Origin of the sequence: Acidovorax sp. PRC11, assembly GCF_031844105.1 — a bacterium.
In the GTDB taxonomy this organism is placed as follows: domain Bacteria; phylum Pseudomonadota; class Gammaproteobacteria; order Burkholderiales; family Burkholderiaceae_C; genus Paracidovorax.
The window spans coordinates 80060-96533 of record NZ_JAUZUQ010000013.1 but is presented as its reverse complement, the minus strand read 5'-3'; the positions used below and the strand labels follow the sequence as shown (position 1 = coordinate 96533).

At 70.5% G+C, this 16474-nt stretch carries 12 protein-coding genes; 3 read left to right on the top strand and 9 right to left on the bottom strand.

Going from position 1 to position 16474, the window contains the following annotated elements; all coding sequences use genetic code 11:
- Positions 1 to 81: 81 nt before the first annotated feature.
- Genes Q9R47_RS15805 through Q9R47_RS15795 form a run of 3 tightly spaced genes read right to left on the bottom strand, consistent with a single transcriptional unit; the run spans position 82 to position 3666 of the window.
- The gene (locus Q9R47_RS15805; protein WP_288495424.1) at positions 82 to 1002 is read right to left on the bottom strand and encodes an ABC transporter permease; all 921 of its coding nucleotides are present in this window, start codon (positions 1000 to 1002) and stop codon (positions 82 to 84) included.
- Positions 1002 to 2081: an ABC transporter permease gene (locus tag Q9R47_RS15800; RefSeq protein WP_311234151.1), complete on the bottom strand. Its 1080-nt coding sequence runs from the start codon at positions 2079 to 2081 to the stop codon at positions 1002 to 1004. Before Q9R47_RS15800 ends, Q9R47_RS15805 begins: the two co-directional genes overlap by 1 nt.
- On the bottom strand, positions 2068 to 3666 hold the full coding sequence (locus Q9R47_RS15795) for an ABC transporter ATP-binding protein (protein ID WP_311234150.1): 1599 nt from the start codon (positions 3664 to 3666) through the stop codon (positions 2068 to 2070). Before Q9R47_RS15795 ends, Q9R47_RS15800 begins: the two co-directional genes overlap by 14 nt.
- 257 nt (positions 3667 to 3923) lie before the next feature.
- On the opposite strand from Q9R47_RS15795, the gene xdhA reads away from it, so the two are divergent.
- Complete coding sequence (xdhA, locus tag Q9R47_RS15790) at positions 3924 to 5501, top strand: xanthine dehydrogenase small subunit (protein WP_311234149.1); 1578 nt, start codon at positions 3924 to 3926, stop codon at positions 5499 to 5501.
- Positions 5498 to 7978 carry a xanthine dehydrogenase molybdopterin binding subunit gene (gene xdhB, locus Q9R47_RS15785; protein ID WP_311234148.1) on the top strand — a complete coding sequence of 827 codons (2481 nt, stop codon included), beginning with the start codon at positions 5498 to 5500 and terminating at the stop codon, positions 7976 to 7978. The genes xdhA and xdhB overlap by 4 nt, the downstream gene beginning before the upstream one ends.
- Positions 7979 to 7987: 9 nt before the next feature.
- Here the strand turns inward: xdhB and Q9R47_RS15780 are convergent, their stop codons facing one another.
- The 4 genes from Q9R47_RS15780 to Q9R47_RS15765 all read right to left on the bottom strand — a co-directional run bounded on the left by Q9R47_RS15780 (position 7988) and on the right by Q9R47_RS15765 (position 13022).
- Positions 7988 to 8260, bottom strand: coding sequence for a hypothetical protein (locus tag Q9R47_RS15780; protein ID WP_311234147.1), 273 nt, complete (start codon positions 8258 to 8260; stop codon positions 7988 to 7990).
- A gap of 9 nt (positions 8261 to 8269) precedes the next feature.
- Positions 8270 to 8974 carry a hypothetical protein gene (locus tag Q9R47_RS15775; protein WP_311234146.1) on the bottom strand — a complete coding sequence of 235 codons (705 nt, stop codon included), beginning with the start codon at positions 8972 to 8974 and terminating at the stop codon, positions 8270 to 8272.
- Positions 8975 to 9882: 908 nt separating this feature from the next.
- The gene (locus Q9R47_RS15770; protein WP_311234145.1) at positions 9883 to 12141 is read right to left on the bottom strand and encodes a diguanylate cyclase; all 2259 of its coding nucleotides are present in this window, start codon (positions 12139 to 12141) and stop codon (positions 9883 to 9885) included.
- Positions 12142 to 12398: 257 nt separating this feature from the next.
- Positions 12399 to 13022 (bottom strand): Crp/Fnr family transcriptional regulator, encoded by a 624-nt coding sequence (locus Q9R47_RS15765; RefSeq protein ID WP_311234144.1) that lies wholly within the window; start codon positions 13020 to 13022, stop codon positions 12399 to 12401.
- 247 nt (positions 13023 to 13269) lie between these two features.
- On the opposite strand from Q9R47_RS15765, the gene Q9R47_RS15760 reads away from it, so the two are divergent.
- Positions 13270 to 14295 (top strand): porin, encoded by a 1026-nt coding sequence (locus Q9R47_RS15760; RefSeq protein WP_311234143.1) that lies wholly within the window; start codon positions 13270 to 13272, stop codon positions 14293 to 14295.
- A 96-nt stretch (positions 14296 to 14391) separates the two neighbouring features.
- On the opposite strand, the gene Q9R47_RS15755 is transcribed toward Q9R47_RS15760, so the two are convergent.
- Both Q9R47_RS15755 and Q9R47_RS15750 read right to left on the bottom strand, forming a co-directional pair.
- Complete coding sequence (locus Q9R47_RS15755) at positions 14392 to 15867, bottom strand: aminotransferase class V-fold PLP-dependent enzyme (protein WP_311234142.1); 1476 nt, start codon at positions 15865 to 15867, stop codon at positions 14392 to 14394.
- Between the two features lie 38 nt (positions 15868 to 15905).
- Entirely contained in the window at positions 15906 to 16376 is a 471-nt protein-coding gene (locus Q9R47_RS15750; protein ID WP_311234141.1) for a Rid family detoxifying hydrolase, read from the bottom strand.
- Positions 16377 to 16474: the final 98 nt, after the last annotated feature.

The window sequence follows — 16474 nt, the reverse complement described above, 5'->3', positions numbered from 1 at the left end:
GTGTCCTTCCAGGGAAACAGGTGAGAGAGATGAATCGGAAACGTTTGGAAACGGCGATGATGGCACGGCGCGGCGCCCCGGTCAGCCCCCGGGATGGAACGGCTTGCCCAGCGAGGCCGGCATGTTCGCGCGGATCCAGGCCGGATTGCGCGAGATCAGCGCCAGCACCACGATGGTGGCGACGTAGGGCAGCATGCTCAGGAGCTGGCTGGCCACCTGCACGCCGGTGGCCTGCAGGTGGAACTGCAGCATCGTCACGCCGCCGAACAGATAGGCCCCAAGCAACACCCGTGCCGGGCGCCAGGTGGCGAAGGTGGTGAGCGCCAGCGCGATCCAGCCGCGGCCGGCCACCATGCCCTCGACCCAGAGCGGCGTGTAGACGGTGGAGATGTAGGCGCCCGCAAGGCCGCACAGCGCGCCGCCCGCCACCACCGCCGCGAGGCGGATGCGCCGCACCGGGTAGCCGAGCGCGTGCGCGGATTCGGGCGATTCGCCCACCGAGCGCAGCACCAGTCCCGCCCGCGAGCGATAGAGGAACCAGGCGAGGCCCGCGGTGAGCGCCATCGCGCCATACACCAGCGGATGCTGGCGGAACAGCGCCGGCCCCACCAGCGGCAGGTCGCCCAGCACCGGCAGCGCGTACTGCGGCAGCGTGGGCAGCTTGGCCTGCACGTACTGGATGCCCGCGAAGGCCGAGAAGCCCGCGCCGAACAGGCTGAGCGCCAGGCCCGTGGCGTACTGGTTGGTGTTGAGCCAGATCACCAGCACGCCGAACACGGCCGCGAGCAGCGCCCCGGCGCCCATGCCGGCCGCGAAGCCCGCCCAGGTGCTGCCGGTGTGCACGGCGGTGGCGAAGCCCGCGATCGCCGCGCAGAGCATGATGCCCTCCGCGCCGAGATTGACGATGCCCGCCTTCTCGTTGATGAGCAACCCGAGCGCGGCGAGCGCCAGCACGGTGCCGGCGCTGAGCGTGGAGCCCAGGAGCAGTGCGTAGGCTTCCATCACGCGGCTCCTTTCCGGGCCGGCGCGCCGACCCAGCGCACGCGGTAGGCGATCAGCGTGTCGCAGGCCAGCAGCGTGAACAGCAGCAGGCCCTGGAACACGCCCGTGAGCGATTTCGGCAGCCCCAGGCGCGACTGCGCGAGTTCGCCGCCGATGTAGAACATGCTCATGAGGAGCGCGGAGAACACCATGCCCACCGGGTGCAGCCGGCCGACGAAGGCCACGATGATGGCGGCGAAGCCGTAGCCCGCCGGCACGTAGGGCGTGAGCTGGCCGAGAGGGCCGGCCACTTCCAGCGCGCCCGCCAGGCCGGCCGCGCCGCCGGAGATGAGCAGCGCCGTCCAGAGCGCGCGGCGCGACGAGAAGCCGGCATAGCGCGCGGCGGCCGGGGCGAGCCCGCCCACCTGCTGGGCGAAGCCGGCCCGCGTGCGGAACAGGAACACCCACAGCGCCGCCGCGGCGGCGAGCGCGATCGGCAGGCCGATGGTCAGGCGCGAGCCCTGCATCAGCCGCGGGATCTGCGTCACCCGCTCGAAGGTGCGGGTCTGCGGGAAGTTGTAGCCCATCGGGTCCTTCCAGGGGCCGTAGACGAGGTAGCCCAGCACCAGCGTGGCGACGTAGACCAGCATCAGGCTCACCAGGATCTCGTTGGCGTTGAAGCGGTCGCGCAGCAGCGCGGTGATGCCGGCCCAGCACATGCCGCCCAGCACGCCGGCCACGAGGATGGCCGGCACGATCCACGGCCCGGTGGTCTTGTCCGCCAGCAGCGCGATGCCGCCCGCGGCCACGGCGCCGATCACGAACTGGCCCTCGGCGCCGATGTTCCAGACGTTGGATCGGAAGCACACGGCCAGCCCCAGCGCGATCAGCAAGAGCGGCGTGGCCTTGACCATCAGTTCGCCGATCGCGTACTGCGTCTTGATCGGCTCCCAGAAGAACACCTGCAGGCCGCGCACCGGGTCCTTGCCCAGGGCGGCGAACAGCAGGACGCCGATCAGCACGGTGAAGGCCAGCGCGAGCAGCGGCGAGCCATAGGTCCACAGGCGCGAGGCCTGCGGACGCGGTTCAAGCTTGAGCATGCACGCCCTCCGGATGGTCCTGGCTTTCCCGGCGGCCCAGGTGCGCCTGCACGTCGGCGTTCCACAGTCCGCTCATCCATTCGCCGATGCGCTCCACCGTGGCGTCGGCCCGGTCGATCGAGGGCGACAGATGGCCCTTGGCGATCACGTGCAGGCGGTCGGAGATCTCGAACAGCTCGTCGAGCTCCTCGCTCAGCACCAGCACCGCGCAGCCCGCGTCGCGCAGCGCCAGGATCTCGCCGCGGATCTGCGCGGCCGCGCCCACGTCCACGCCCCAGGTGGGCTGCGAGACGATCAGCAGTTTGGGGCCGGCGTCGATCTCGCGCCCGACGATGAATTTCTGCAGGTTGCCGCCCGAGAGCGACTTCGCCGCCGCCTGCGGACCGCCCGCCTTCACCTGGAAGCGCTCGATGATGCGGCGCGCCTGCGCGGCCAGCGCGCCGGTGCGCACCCAGCCGCCCGCGCCCACGCAGTCCGAGCGCGTGAGCAGCAGGTTGTCCGCCAGGCCCATGGTGGGCACGGCGCCGCGGCCCAGGCGCTCCTCGGGCACGAAATGCAGGCCCAATGCGCGTCGCGCGCGCGGGCCCATCCGGCCGGCCGGGCGCCCCGCCACCCGCACCATGGCGGGCGCGGCGCGCGTGTCCTCGCCCGAGAGCGCGTAGAGCAGTTCCTTCTGGCCGTTGCCCGACACGCCCGCGATGCCGACGACCTCGCCGGCCCGCACGGAAAACCCGACGTCGATCAGCTCCACGCCGAACGGATCGCCGCGCTGCAGGCTGAGGCCCTCGACCTCCAGCACGGCATCGCCCGTGCGCGCGGGCCGGTGCTGCAGGGCCGGCGGCTCCGCGCCGATCATGAGCCGCGACAGCGAGGCGTTCGATTCCTCCGACGGATTGCACACGCCCGTCACCTTGCCGCCGCGCAGCACCGTGCACGCCGTGCACAGCGCACGGATCTCGTGCAGCTTGTGGCTGATGTAGAGGATGCTGCAGCCCTCGGCGCTCAGCTGGCGCAGCACCACGAAGAGCTTTTCCACCGCCTGGGGCGTGAGCACCGACGTGGGCTCGTCCAGGATCAGCAGGCGCGGCGAGGTGAGCAGCGCGCGGATGATCTCCACCCGCTGCATCTCGCCCACCGACAGCGTGTGCACCGGCCGCAGCGGATCGATGTCCAGCCCGTACTGCGCGGCGGTGTCACGGATGCGACGCGTCACCTCGGCCAGCGCCAGGTGCTTGTCCAGCCCTAGCCAGACGTTCTCGGCCACCGTGAGCGTGTCGAACAGGCTGAAATGCTGGAACACCATGGCGATGCCCAGCTGCCGCGCCTCCTGCGGATTGCGCACCGCCACCGGCCGGCCGTCGAACCACACGGCGCCCTCGTCGGGCTTGACCGAGCCGTAGATGATCTTCATCAGCGTGGACTTGCCGGCGCCGTTCTCGCCGAGCACCGCGTGCACCTCGCCGGGCTGCACGGTGAGCGACACACCGCTGTTGGCCACCACGGCCGGATAGCGCTTGGTGATGCCCGCCAGCTGCAGGCGCGGCGGCGCGCCAGCGGCAGCTTGCGGGGAGGGGGGAGCATTCATGCGGGGGATTGTCTCTTGGATTGAATTGGCCGGCGCGGAAACGGCGCGACCACAACAGTATGCAAGCGCCGTGCCGCCGCACTGCCGCTGCGGCAAGCGCCCGCCGCGGCGGTGTCCGAGGTGCCGCCGCTGGCATCGAATTTGCGGTGGCAGGAGCCCCCTGGACAGGTTACGCTGTGCGTTCCTGGCCGCACACGGCCTGCACCCGGTCCCTTCCTGACGGACACCGGGCGCCGATCCCACGAAAGCCTCCGCGAATGACCGCTGTTTCCCGACCGATCCGCTTCCTCCGCCGCGGCCAGCCCGTGACGCTGGACCACGTTCCGCCCGACCGCACGCTGCTGGAGGTGCTGCGGGAAGATCTCGGCGACTGCGGGACGAAGGAAGGCTGCGGCGAAGGCGATTGCGGCGCCTGCACGGTGGTGCTGGGCTCGGCCGAGGACGGCCGCGTGCGCTTCCGGGCCGTGAACAGCTGCATCCGCCTCGCGCATGCGGTCGACGGCATGGCGCTCTGGACGGTGGAAGACCTGGCGCGCGACCCGCTCATCCAGCGCGGAGCGCCATCGCAGGCCGGCGGCGCCCCCGCGCCGCTGCATCCCGCGCAGGAATCCATGGTGCAGTGCCACGGCTCCCAATGCGGCTTCTGCACGCCGGGCTTCGTGATGAGCCTCTTCGGCATGTACCAGAACCACGTGTGCCGCGGCCGCGAAGTCACGCGCGAACTCGCGGTGGCGGAGCTGTCGGGCAACCTCTGCCGCTGCACGGGCTACCGCCCGATCCTGGATGCAGCACAGTCCATGGCCGGGCTGCCGCTGCAGCCGGTGGACGAAAGCGCGCTGCTGGAGCGGCTGCAGGCGCTGCAGGCCGGCCCGGCGCGGCCGGACGGCGATGCCCTCGCGGATGGCAGCTACCTGGCCCCCGGCACGCTCGCCGGACTGCTGGCCGCGCGCGCCGCGCATCCCGATGCGCAGGTGGTCGCCGGCACCACCGACGTGGGGCTGTGGATCACCAAGCAGCACCGCCGCTTCGAGCGCGTGCTGGACGTCACCCGGGCCGCTGAACTGCGGCGCATCGATACCGAGGGCGGCCGGGTGTCCATCGGCGCGGCCGTCACGCTGGACGATGCCTTCGCGGCGCTGGCCTCGCATTGGCCAGCGCTGCGGCGCTTCGGCGAACGCTTCGCGGGGCTGCCGGTGCGCAATGCCGGCACGCTGGGCGGCAACGTCGCCAACGGCTCGCCGATCGGAGACTCGATGCCGGTGCTGATCGCGCTCGGCGCGCGCATCGTGCTGGCCAGCGTGCGTGGCGAGCGCGGCCTGCCGCTGGAGGACTTCTACACCGGCTACCGCAAGAACCTGCTGGCGCCCGACGAGATCGTCGCGCGCATCGACGTGCCCCTGCCCGCGCCGGGCGACCGGCTGGCCGCGTACAAGGTCTCCAAACGCTTCGACGACGACATCTCCGCCGTCTGCCTGGCGGTGCTTCTCACGATGAAGGACGGCACGGTGCAGTCGGCCCGCATCGGCGCGGGCGGCGTGGCGGCGGTGCCGGCACGCGCACGCGGTGCCGAGGCCGCGCTCACCGGCCAGCCCTGGAGCGAAGCCGCCGCGCTGCGGGCGGGCGCGGCGCTGCAGGCGGAGTTCACCCCCATTTCCGACATGCGCGCGAGCGGCGCCTACCGGCGCGCCGTGCTGGCCTCGCTGATGCGGCGCTGCTGGCTGGAGAGCCCGGAGCATCCCGCCGGTGCAGATGCCCTGCCCGTGTCGCTCGAACGGCTCCTGCCGGTGGCGCAACCGCCCTCGCAGGTACAGGCCCAGGCGGAGGAACAGGCATGAACCGCCGCGACGACACCCTGCCCGCCAGCACCGCGCCCGAAGGCCCGCTGAGCCGGGACGCGGATGCGGACCCGGTGGCGGCACGCGCCGATGCGGAAGGTGCCGCCGGCCCGATGGCCGGCGAGGCCCCGCCGCCCGGGCTGGACGGCACGCCCCGCAGCGCGCGCCGCGCCGTGGGCGTCTCCCAGATCCATGAAAGCGCCCGCGCCCAGGTGGCGGGCACGGCGCAATACATCGACGACCTGCCGGAATGGAAGGGCACGCTGCACGCGGCGCCCATCCTCTCGCCCGTGGCGCACGGCCGCCTGCGCGGCGTGGATGCCGTGGCGGCCCGCGCCCTGCCCGGCGTGCGCGACATCGTGCTCGCGGCCGACGTGCCGGGCGACCGGGTGCTCGCCGCCTTCGCGCACGACGAGCCGGTGTTCGCGCAGGACACGGTGCAGTTCGCCGGCCAGGTGATCGGCCTCGTGCTGGCCGATACCGTGGCGCAGGCCCGACGCGCCGCACGGCTGGTGCGGCTGGACATCGAGGAACTGCCGCCGGTGCTCTCGGTGCGCGAGGCGCTGGCGCAGGAGAGCTACGTGCTGCCGCCCGTCACCGTGCGCCGCGGCGATGCGGCCGCGGCCCTGGCGGCGGCGCCCCACCGCCTGCAGGGCACCCTCGAAGTGGGCGGCCAGGAGCATTTCTACCTGGAAGGCCAGATCGCCTACGTTTTGCCGCAGGAGCAGGGCCAGTGGCAGGTGCATTCGAGCACCCAGCACCCGGGCGAAGTGCAGCACTGGGTGGCGCATGCCTTGGGCCTCGACAGCCACCGCGTCACCGTGACCTGCCGCCGCATGGGCGGCGGCTTCGGCGGCAAGGAGACGCAGGCCGGCCACATGGCGGTGTGGGCCGCGGTGGCCGCGCACAAGACGGGCCGACCCGTGAAGCTGCGGCTGGACCGCGACGACGATTTCATAGTCACCGGCAAGCGCCATCCCTTCGCCTACGACTGGGAGGTGGGCTTCGACGATAGCGGCCGCCTCCACGGCCTGCGGCTGCGCATGGCGGTGAACTGCGGCTTCTCGGCCGACCTCTCCGGCCCGGTGGCCGACCGCGCGGTGTTCCATTGCGACAACGCGTACTTCCTCGAGCACGTGGAGATCGCGTCCTACCGCTGCAAGACGAACCTGCAAAGCCACACGGCCTTCCGCGGCTTCGGCGGGCCGCAGGGCGTGATCGCGATCGAGACCATCCTCGGCGACGTGGCGCGCGCGCTCAGGCTGGATCCGCTCGACGTGCGCATGGCCAACCTCTACGGGCTGGAAGACCGCAACGTCACGCACTACCAGATGGCCGTGGAAGACAACGTGCTGCACGACCTGCTACCCCGGCTGGAGCAGACCGCGCGGTACCGCGAGCGGCGCGCGGCGGTGGCGTCCTGGAACGCGCGCCACCCCACCCTGAAGCGGGGCCTCGCCGTCACTCCGGTGAAGTTCGGCATCAGCTTCACGGCCACGCTGTTCAACCAGGCCGGCGCGCTGGTGCATGTCTACACCGACGGCAGTGTGCAGGTGAACCACGGCGGCACCGAAATGGGCCAGGGCCTGCACACCAAGGTGGCGCAGATCGTGGCCGACGAACTGGGCGTGCCGCTCGACCGCGTGCTGGTCACCGCGAGCGACACCAGCAAGGTGCCCAACGCGAGCGCCACCGCGGCGTCCAGCGGCACCGATCTCAACGGCCGCGCCGCGCAGTTCGCCGCGCGCCACGTGCGCGACAACCTCGCGGCCTTCGTGGCGGGCCTGGACCACTGCGGCGCGGGCGCGGTGCAGTTCGAGAACGGCCGGATCACTTCGCCGAAGCGTTCGCACGCCTGGCGCGACGTGGTGCAGGCCGCCTATGCCAACCGCATCCAGCTCTGGAGCGACGGCTTCTACCGCACGCCCAAGATCCATTACGACAAGGCCACGCTCACCGGGCGGCCGTTCTACTACTTCGCCTATGGCGCGGCCTGCACCGAGGTGGCGATCGACACGCTCACCGGCGAGAGCCGCGTGCTCGCCGTGGACATCCTCCACGACGCGGGCCGCAGCATCAACCCCGCCATCGACATCGGCCAGATCGAGGGCGGCTTCGTGCAGGGCATGGGCTGGCTCACCACCGAACAGCTCGTCTGGGACGGCCGCGGCCGGCTCGCCACGCATGCACCCAGCACCTACAAGATCCCGGCCACGGGCGACATCCCGGCCCACTTCCGGGTGGAGCTGTGGCACGAGGCCAACCGCGAGGACAACGTGGGCGGCAGCAAGGCCGTGGGCGAGCCGCCCTTCATGCTGGCCGTGAGCGTCTACGAGGCGCTGCGCGATGCCGTGGCGGCGGCACGTACAGAGGGCGCGGAGGGCGCAGAGGGCATAGCGGACGCGCCGGTCCATCTGCTGGCGCCGGCCACGGCCGAGAACGTGCTGCGCGCGCTCGGCGGCGTACGGGACGATTGAAGGCGCGCGCTACCGGCGATCGGCCTGAGCGCTGTCCGGCCCGCGTTCCCCGTGGGCTTCGAGGTAGCGCTCATAGGCCTGCTGCGCCGCGGCATCGCCCTGCCCGGCCCGCTCGCGCACCTGCATCAGGCAGAAGCCGTGCAGCGCGGCCGGCGCCTGCCGGTCGCAGGTGCGGGCGCTGTCGATCCACCACCAGGCCGTCCATGCGCCGAACACGGACAGGAAGGTGAGCAGGAACTTCCATCCGCAGCTGCACCGGTGCCACCACGACAGCCTTGCCATCAGGCCACCTCAGCGGTCCAGCGCTTCCAGCTGGCGTGACAGCGCATCCAGGTCGCTCTGGCGTACGGGCATGAATTCCTGGACGGTATTGGCGATGGGCGGCGGATCGGCCACCTCTCGGGCGCACAGCGCAAGATTCGCCCGGATGGCCTGCCGCGTGGCGGGATCGACAGGGCGGCCGGCTTCCTGCGCCACCCGAAGGTATTGCTCCAGGGAAAGATGCGCGCACTGCGTGAGCAGCGGAATCTGCGCTGCGGCCTTGTCCAGGTCGAAAGCACTACAGCGCTGGTATGTGTAGAGCTGCAGCAGCCGCAGATGGGCATCGGGGCTGTCCGCCGCCACGCGCTGCACGATGGCTTCGACCGTGCGCGCCTCGAAGCCGGAGATGCGGTCGCAGTAGCCGATCATGTTGTCGTGTAGTTCAACCCCTTTCCTGGCGCCGTGCATGGCGCGAAGCTGCCAGCCGTTCCCCTCCTGCTTCCGGTCTTCCCCTTCGAGGTAATTGCCGTAGATCCACTGGGCGGGCACCTGGCCCTGCTCGGCACTGTTACGGATCTGGATCAGGCAAATGCCACGCAAGGTAAATTCATCCTGGCGATCACAATGCGCGCTGTCGGCCCACCACCAGGCCGTCCAGGCGCCTGCCAGCAGGAACAAGGCCAGGAGCAGTTTGGTAGCCAGGGAGGACTTTCTCCACCAGCGGAATATCTTCATGGTTTTTTCATCAACACATCTGCCAGCGGACCTTTGACGAGTTCGCCCCCGTCACGCGGAGAGGTCCGAGTGCTGGCAATCGGCTTCCCATCCGGCCCCCAGGTACGCCAGCGCCCGGGACGGAACAGATCCGGGAAAGGCAGTCCAGCGAGTACGCCCGGCAGTTTCTCGAAAGCACCCTGACCAATCGCCGAGCCGCCCATGGCATAGTTCCAAGTGGTGGTGGTCGGGCGGTGACGAATGTACGCAGGGCCAATGCAAGGGAACTCGCAATACCCTCAGGCTCAGCACCAGCATTGCATGCATCGATCATGATGGGCTGCCCATGCCATATTCCGCTGCGGCGGATGAGATCCACGACGATGTCCTGCCGCGTTACCCCTTGGAGGCTGTTCGACCGTGCGTGGGCAAAAATGTAAACGTACCCCGGAACGCCTCTTTCTCGCAGGTCGGACAGATACAGAGCCTTGTCCGAAGGCTGTATCAGGATGATTTTTCTTCGCACCCGGTCCACGGTCGCGATTTTTTTCACGACGGCCCTGGAAGCATCCAGACTCTGAAAATCAGTTTGGGCAACCCTTTCCCAGGTCCATGCTGGATACATCCTTCCTCGACGGGCTCTGCAGGCTGCTCCTGAAACCAGTACGCAAGCGACATTCTTTTGATTCCTCCCTGTGATGCACGCCGCGGCAGCGCTGCTGCCGGCTCGCTGCAAGCACTGGGACAGGTGCCCTGCGTACGGCACGCACTATGGCCGACGTAAGCGCCATTGCCTATGCCGGGACCGCCCGTGTTCCGAGGAACAGAATGTTTCCACGATGGCTATGGACATGCCATCCGGATCACGCCAAGCAGGAAGTTCTCGCCTGCATTTCGCCCCTTTGCCACGCTCGCGTACGGCAGCGCGTTCAATACGCCTCGGCACTCCCGGAGGCGGCAGCCCCCTGGGGCTCCGGTCGCAGCCGGCGCACCTCCACCCGGTTGCGGCCCGCACGCTTGGCCTCGTAACAGGCCATGTCGGCCGCATGGAGCACGGCCGAGACGTCGTAGGCGCTGCCGTCCAGCGGCACCAGGCCGATGCTCACGCCGAGCGTGTAGGTGCGGCCGGCATAGGCCGGCTCCCACGCATGCACGGCCGCGCAGAGCTGCGCCGCGATCGACATGCCGCGTGCCAGCGCACAGCCGGGCAGCACCACCGCGAACTCGTCGCCGCCCAGGCGCGCGGCCCAGCCCACGTGCCGCACCTGGTTCTCGATGAGGCGGCCGACATGGCGCAGCACGTCGTCGCCGGCATCGTGGCCGGCGATGGCGTTCACCACCGTGAAGTGGTCGAGATCGAGGAACAGCACCACGCCGGCACCGCCCTCCTCCGAAGCATCGGCCGCCTGCGCGGCGCGGAAGGCGCCACCGGCAGCGGATTCCTCCTGCGCCCCGGCCGGCCCGCTGGCATGCCCCCCTGCGCCAGCACCATCCTGGTGCGGCGCACGCACCAGAACGGGCCGCTGCGCGTGGTCGGTGAGCAGCGCGTAGAGCCGCTGCCGGAAGGCCTCGCGGTTGGCCAGCTGGGTGAGCGGGTCGTGCCCCGCCGGCCAGTCCCGCTGGCGCCGGGCCTCGCGCGCGGCGGTCAGGTCTTCCAGCATCCAGACGGTGCCGCTCGCCTCCGCCGTCGCGCCGTCGCGCACCGCGCGGCCCAGCACGCGCGCCCACACGACACTGCCGTCCTTGCGCAGGAAGCACACGTCGCCGTCGAAGGCGCCATGGGCGGCGAATTCGGCACGCACGCGCCGGCCGAGTTCCGCATACGCCGCATCGCTCACGTAGAGCCGCCGCGCGGGCTGGCCCTGCAGTTCGTGCGGCTCGTAGCCCAGGAGACGGCAGGCCTCCATGCCCACCACTTCCAGCGTGCCGGCGCGGGTGATGACGATGCCCGCGGGCGCATGGTCGAGCACGGCCTGGAACCGGTCCTGCAGCACGCCGGCTTCCTGCCGCGCCGTGCGGCAGTCCTGCAGCAGCGCGCGGCAGGCTTGGCCGATCGCATCCACCTCGCCGGCGCCGCGCGGCCAGGGCGCGTCGCCGGAGAGATCGGCGCCGCCCGCGTGGGACGCGCGGCGGCAGACGCGGGCCAGCGGCTGCGCGAACCAGGCGATGGCCAGCGCGGCCAGCAGCGCCGCGCAGGCCGTGACCAGGGCCGCGCGCCCCAGCCCCCACTGGCGCCATCCCGCCACCGGATCCAGCCCGGAGGCCGCGCCGTCGCTCACGCGCGCCACCAGCCACTGCGGCAGCGGCATGCCGGCCACGCTCACCACGTGGCCGCCCACGGCCTCAGAAAACCCCCGGCCCGCCACCGCCGCCTGGCCGGCCTGCAGCGCCTTCTCGTAGACCGGGGCCAGGCCGTCCTCGTCGCCCACCCGGCCGAACACGCGGGAGGCGTCCGGGTGCGCGAGGATGGTGCCGTCGCGCGTGAAGACGACCAGTTTCGAATCGGCGCGCGCCGGCAGCGCAGCCGACGGCGGCAGCAAACCCTGCGACTGCAGCCGCAGCGTGCCCGCGAGAGCTCCCTGCACCACGGCCCCCTCCTCCGCGGTGCGCAGCGGCAGGCTGAACATGATGCGGCCGTCCGCCGGCGTGCTGCCGATCACGCCGGACACGAGCGGTTTGCCTTCCAGCAGCGTGCGCCGCAGTTGGTCGCGCTCGGCCGGGTCCAGCTGCGCGCCTTCATGCAGGCGGCCGTTCTGCCACTGCAGGCTCAGGCTGCCGTCGCGCCGGGCGATCTGCAGCGCGTCGAAAAAGCGCGCGGCGGGCAGGCCCTGCCGCAGCACCACGTCGAGCGCGCCGGGCGACTCCAGCAGCGCGGCCGGAATGCTTTCCGCCAGCGTGGCCAGCACGCGCTGGTTCTGCTCGATCTTGCTGGACAGCAGCAGCGCCACGGCCTCGACCTCGTCGGCCTGGCGCTCCATGAGCCGCTCCAGCGCCGCGTGCTGCGCGGAGCGGGCCACCAGCCAGGCACCGAGCCCCCCGGCCAGCAGCACGGCCACCACCGCCGCCGCGATGATGCGCAGCACCAGCGGCCCGGGCATGTGCCAGCCGCCTTCCCGCCCATCGTGCACCGTCGCGAAAGGGCGCAGGCGCATGCGCGCGGCCACCGGTGCGGCCGTCGGGCGGGTCATGCGCGCTCCCGGGAGAGTGCGCATGCGGGGCGGGAGGTCGGGGTGTCGCGGGGCATGCTGCAGGGCGGGTCGTCCCGCGGCAGTTGCCAGGGGGCGTCCCGGTCCACTATACGCAGCCACCCTGCGCCGGGAGTTGGGTAGAACCCGGGGAGCGCGCTGGGGGTGAATCCGGATTGCAACGCCGACGGCAAACGCTTCCCGGCCCGGCAGTCACGTGACCCGCGCCCACGGCGGGCCGCACCCCCGCGGCCGGCGCGTCAGCCCCCGGCGACCATCCGCAGTTCGCCGGGCTGTGGCAGCACCAGCACGTTGCCCGTGCCGGCGATGAGGCCGTGCTCGCGCAGGTGGCGCAGCACGCGCGAGAAGGTCTCGGGCGCGATGCCGAGCTGCGCCGCGATGAGGCGTTTGCGCTGGCTCAGGGTCACGCGCAGCGCGCCGCCGTCGCCGGGCTCGGCATGGCGCAGCAGCCACTGGGCGCACCGGGATTCCGCATCCTGCGCGAGCCGGCTCACGGCGAGCTCGGTCTGCTGCAGGTAGCCGGCCGCCATGTCGCGCACCAGCCGCCGCACGGTGTCCGGCAGCAGCGCTACCTCTTGCTGGAAAGCCGCCAGCGGCACGCGGCGCAGCTGCACGCGCGAATCCGCCACCATGTCGACCGGGCAGGGCTGGCCGAGCAGGGCCGATGCGGCATCGAGCCAGAAGGGCCCCTCCACCGCACCGAGCTGGTGCCGCAGCTGTCCTTCCTCGCGCACGCCGAACACCACGCGGCCGCTGTCGAGGTGCAGCACCGAGGCGGACTGCTGGCGGCGCTGGCGCAGCAGCTGGCCGGCGGCGACGACTTCGCACGGCACGGAGGGATCGGTGGAAGGGATCGGGAACATGGTGCGCACTGTGGCGCGCCCGCGCTTGCGGCGTGTTGAGCGAAGTCAAACGGGTGCCGCCTGCGCAGCGCTGCGCGCCCCTGCACGGCCGTGTCGCATTCTTGCCGCACCGCGCAACGCATTCCACACGCGGTTGAACCGGCACGGTAATTGCTGGTTACATTTTCTCCCCGAGGGCGGAATTCCAGGCCGCGCCGGGGTCCTCCCCCTTCTTTTGTATGTGTTTGTCGTTGTGGACGGGAATCCTATGAAAAAAAACCTGATCGCCCTGAGCGCCGCGCTGCTGTGCGCCGCCGGTGCACACGCCCAGAGCTCGGTCCAGCTGACGGGCCTGTCGGACGCCTACGTGGGCTCCATGAAGATGGCCGGTGACGCGGACCGCCGCTCGGTGGTCAACAGCGGCGGCCTGACCACCTCGTGGTTCGGTTTCAAGGGCACGGAAGACCTGGGCGGCGGCCTGAAGGCCAGCTTCCAGCTGACCTCGTTCCTGCAGGTCGACACCGGCACGCAGGGCCGCTTCACGGGCGACACCTTCTTCTCGCGCGATGCCAACGTGAGCCTGTCGGGCGACTTCGGCTCCGTGCTGCTGGGCCGCTGGATGTCGCCCAACTTCCTCCCGTCGGTGGTGGGCAATCCGCTGGGCGACTCGTTCACGTTCTCGCCGCTGATCCTGCACATGAACGTGCCCCTCTTCAACGGCACGGGCTGGGCCGCGACGACGCCGGCCGACACGGGCTGGAGCAACCAGATCGTCTACAGCACGCCGAAGTTCGGCGGCTTCTCCGCCAACATCCAGTACCAGTTCGGCGAGCAGGCGGGCAACAACGGCCGCAAGAACGTGGGCGCGAACTTCTTCTACTTCGGCGGACCGCTGACGCTGACCGGCTTCTACGAGCGCGACCAGATCGCCAACCCGGGCCAGGGCGCATACCTCGGCACCACCAAGAAGGACTGGATGCTGCTGGGCGCCTACGACTTCGGCGTGGTCAAGCCCTTCCTGAGCTACGGCGAGGCCAAGGCGGACAACACCGACAACAAGGCCAAGACGATGCAGATCGGCGCCTCCGTGCCGGTCGGCCCGTCCGGCAAGGTGCTGGTCGAGTGGGTGAAGACCGAGATGACCCAGACCGACATCGACCGCAAGACCTTCACGCTGGGCTACGACCACTTCCTCTCCAAGCGCACGGATGTCTACGCGATGCTGATGAACGACCGCATCACTTCGCGCAGCACGGGCAACAGCATCGGCCTGGGCATCCGCCACCGGTTCTGATCCCTGCGGCAGTCTCCAAGGTGAAAGAGCGCGGGAAGCGATTCCCGCGCTCTTTTTTTCATGGCCCGGCCGCCACAGGCACGGGCGGCGCCCGCATCAGATCTTGCGCGACAGCTCCCACATCGCATCGACCAGCAGATCGATGTCGCGCGCGTCGTGCCAGAGGTGGGTGGAGACGCGGATGCCGTAGTGGTTGGACGGCGCGCCGATGACGGGGAAGTCCGCGTTGCGGACCACGAAGCCCTGCGGATAGTCGCTCAGCATGCGCGCGACGAAGGCGGTGGACTTCTGCGCGTTCATCACGTCGGCCTTGTTGGGGAACGGATTGAAGGACGTGAGCGCGGACAGCAGCTTCGGATCGTCCTTGGGCGAGTACAGCGCATCGACGCCCCAGCGCTCGGCGATCTTCTCCTTGAGGTAGGACGAGAGCGTGAGGTCGTAGGTCTCGATCTTCTTGCGCCCGATGCCGTCCCACTGCGCGCAGGCCTGCGCGAGCGCCATGAACATGGGCGTGTGCAGGCTGCCGCAGCTCGTGATGGTGGCGGCGATGTCGTAGGTCTCGGTGCCGTTGGTGGTGCGGTCCTTCGCGGCGTAGGAGCTGGTGTGGACCGGATACCACTTGGGCAGCGGCAGCGGGTTGGAGGCACGCATCTTGTTGCGCACGATCAGGATGCCGGTGGAGCCCGGGCCGCACTGCCACTTGTGGCCGGCGCCGGACATGAAATCCATGCCCAGCTCGGCGTAGTTGTAGGCCATCATGCCCGGCAGGTGCGCACCGTCCACGATGCTGATGAGCTCGTGCGCCTTCACCACGCCCATCAGGTCGGCGATCGGCAGCATGGTGCCGGTCTTGTAGGTGGGCGACGACCACATCATCGCGCGCACCCGCTTGCCCTGGGCCTTGAGCGCGCGGATGCGCTCGTCGAACAGGTTCACGTAGGTGGCCGCGGTCTGGTTGTTGCCCACGGGCATCTCGATGCGCGAGACCTCGATGCCGTAGCGGTCGGTGGCGATCTTGAGCGGCGTGTCGCCGCCGCCGTGCTCGTGGTTGGTGGTGACGACCACGTCGCCGCGCTGCCAGTCGATGCCGAGGATGGCATGGCACATGCCCGAGGACGTGTTGGCGGAAAACGCCAGTTCGTCCGCATCCACGCCGAAGCCCGGGGCCACCTGCTTGCGCAGGTCGAGCAGGTTGCCGTAGCCGCTGCCCGAGTCGGCGGCCTTCTTGCGGTTCTCGCCGTCGAAGACGTCGAGCACCAGCTTGGGCATGGAGCCGCCGGTGCCGATGTTCATGTAGGTCTTCTCGGGCTTGAGGACGAACATGTCCTGCACGCCGCTCCAGAACGCCTCGTCGCGCACGAGCTGCGCGCGCAGCGCCTCGGCGGCGGTCTGCGCGCCGCTGCTGCCGCAGGCGGCGACCAGCGGCCCCAGCGTGGCGGCGCCCGCGCCGTAGCCCATCATGCGCAGAAAATCGCGGCGCTTGGCGCTCCAGCGCGCCAGGCCGGCGGCCTCGGGCTGCACGAGGACATCGCGGGCAGCGCCAGCGGCCGCCAGGGGAGAGGTTTCGATCATGGGAATGCTCCTGGGAAGGGGGAACGGGCCGGGCGCTTTCAGCGGCGCCCGACGATGGCGGCGATCTCGATCTTCACGTCGCGCGGCAGCCGCGCGACTTCCACCGTGGCGCGCGCGGGCGCCGCGCTGCGGAAATACTCGCCGTACACCTTGTTCATGGCGACGAACTCGCCCAGGTCCTTCATGTAGACCGTGGTGGAGAGCACGTCGTCGTACGACAGCCCCTGGGAGCGCAGCTTGGCGCCGATGAAGTCGAGCACGGCGCGGGTCTGCTCCTCGATGGTGGTGCCCTGCACCGCGTTGCCGGCGGCGTTCAGGGGCAGCACGCCGGAGAAGTAGATCGTGTTGCCGTGCGCCACCATCTGCGAGTACGGGCCGATCGCGGGATAGATCTGCGTGGTGGACAGCACCTGCCGCTGGGCGGGCGCGGCGCAGCCCGCCAGCAGTGCCGCCGCCGCCAGGGCGGTGCATGCCGCCAGGCCCCTGGCGAGGGGATACCGAATATCCATGACGTTCCTTCGATTGAATGACGCGAACCATGGCATGGAATATCCGGCCGCCCTGCCCTGCAGGCCGTCCCGGCGCTACACCATACCGCCTCGGCCTT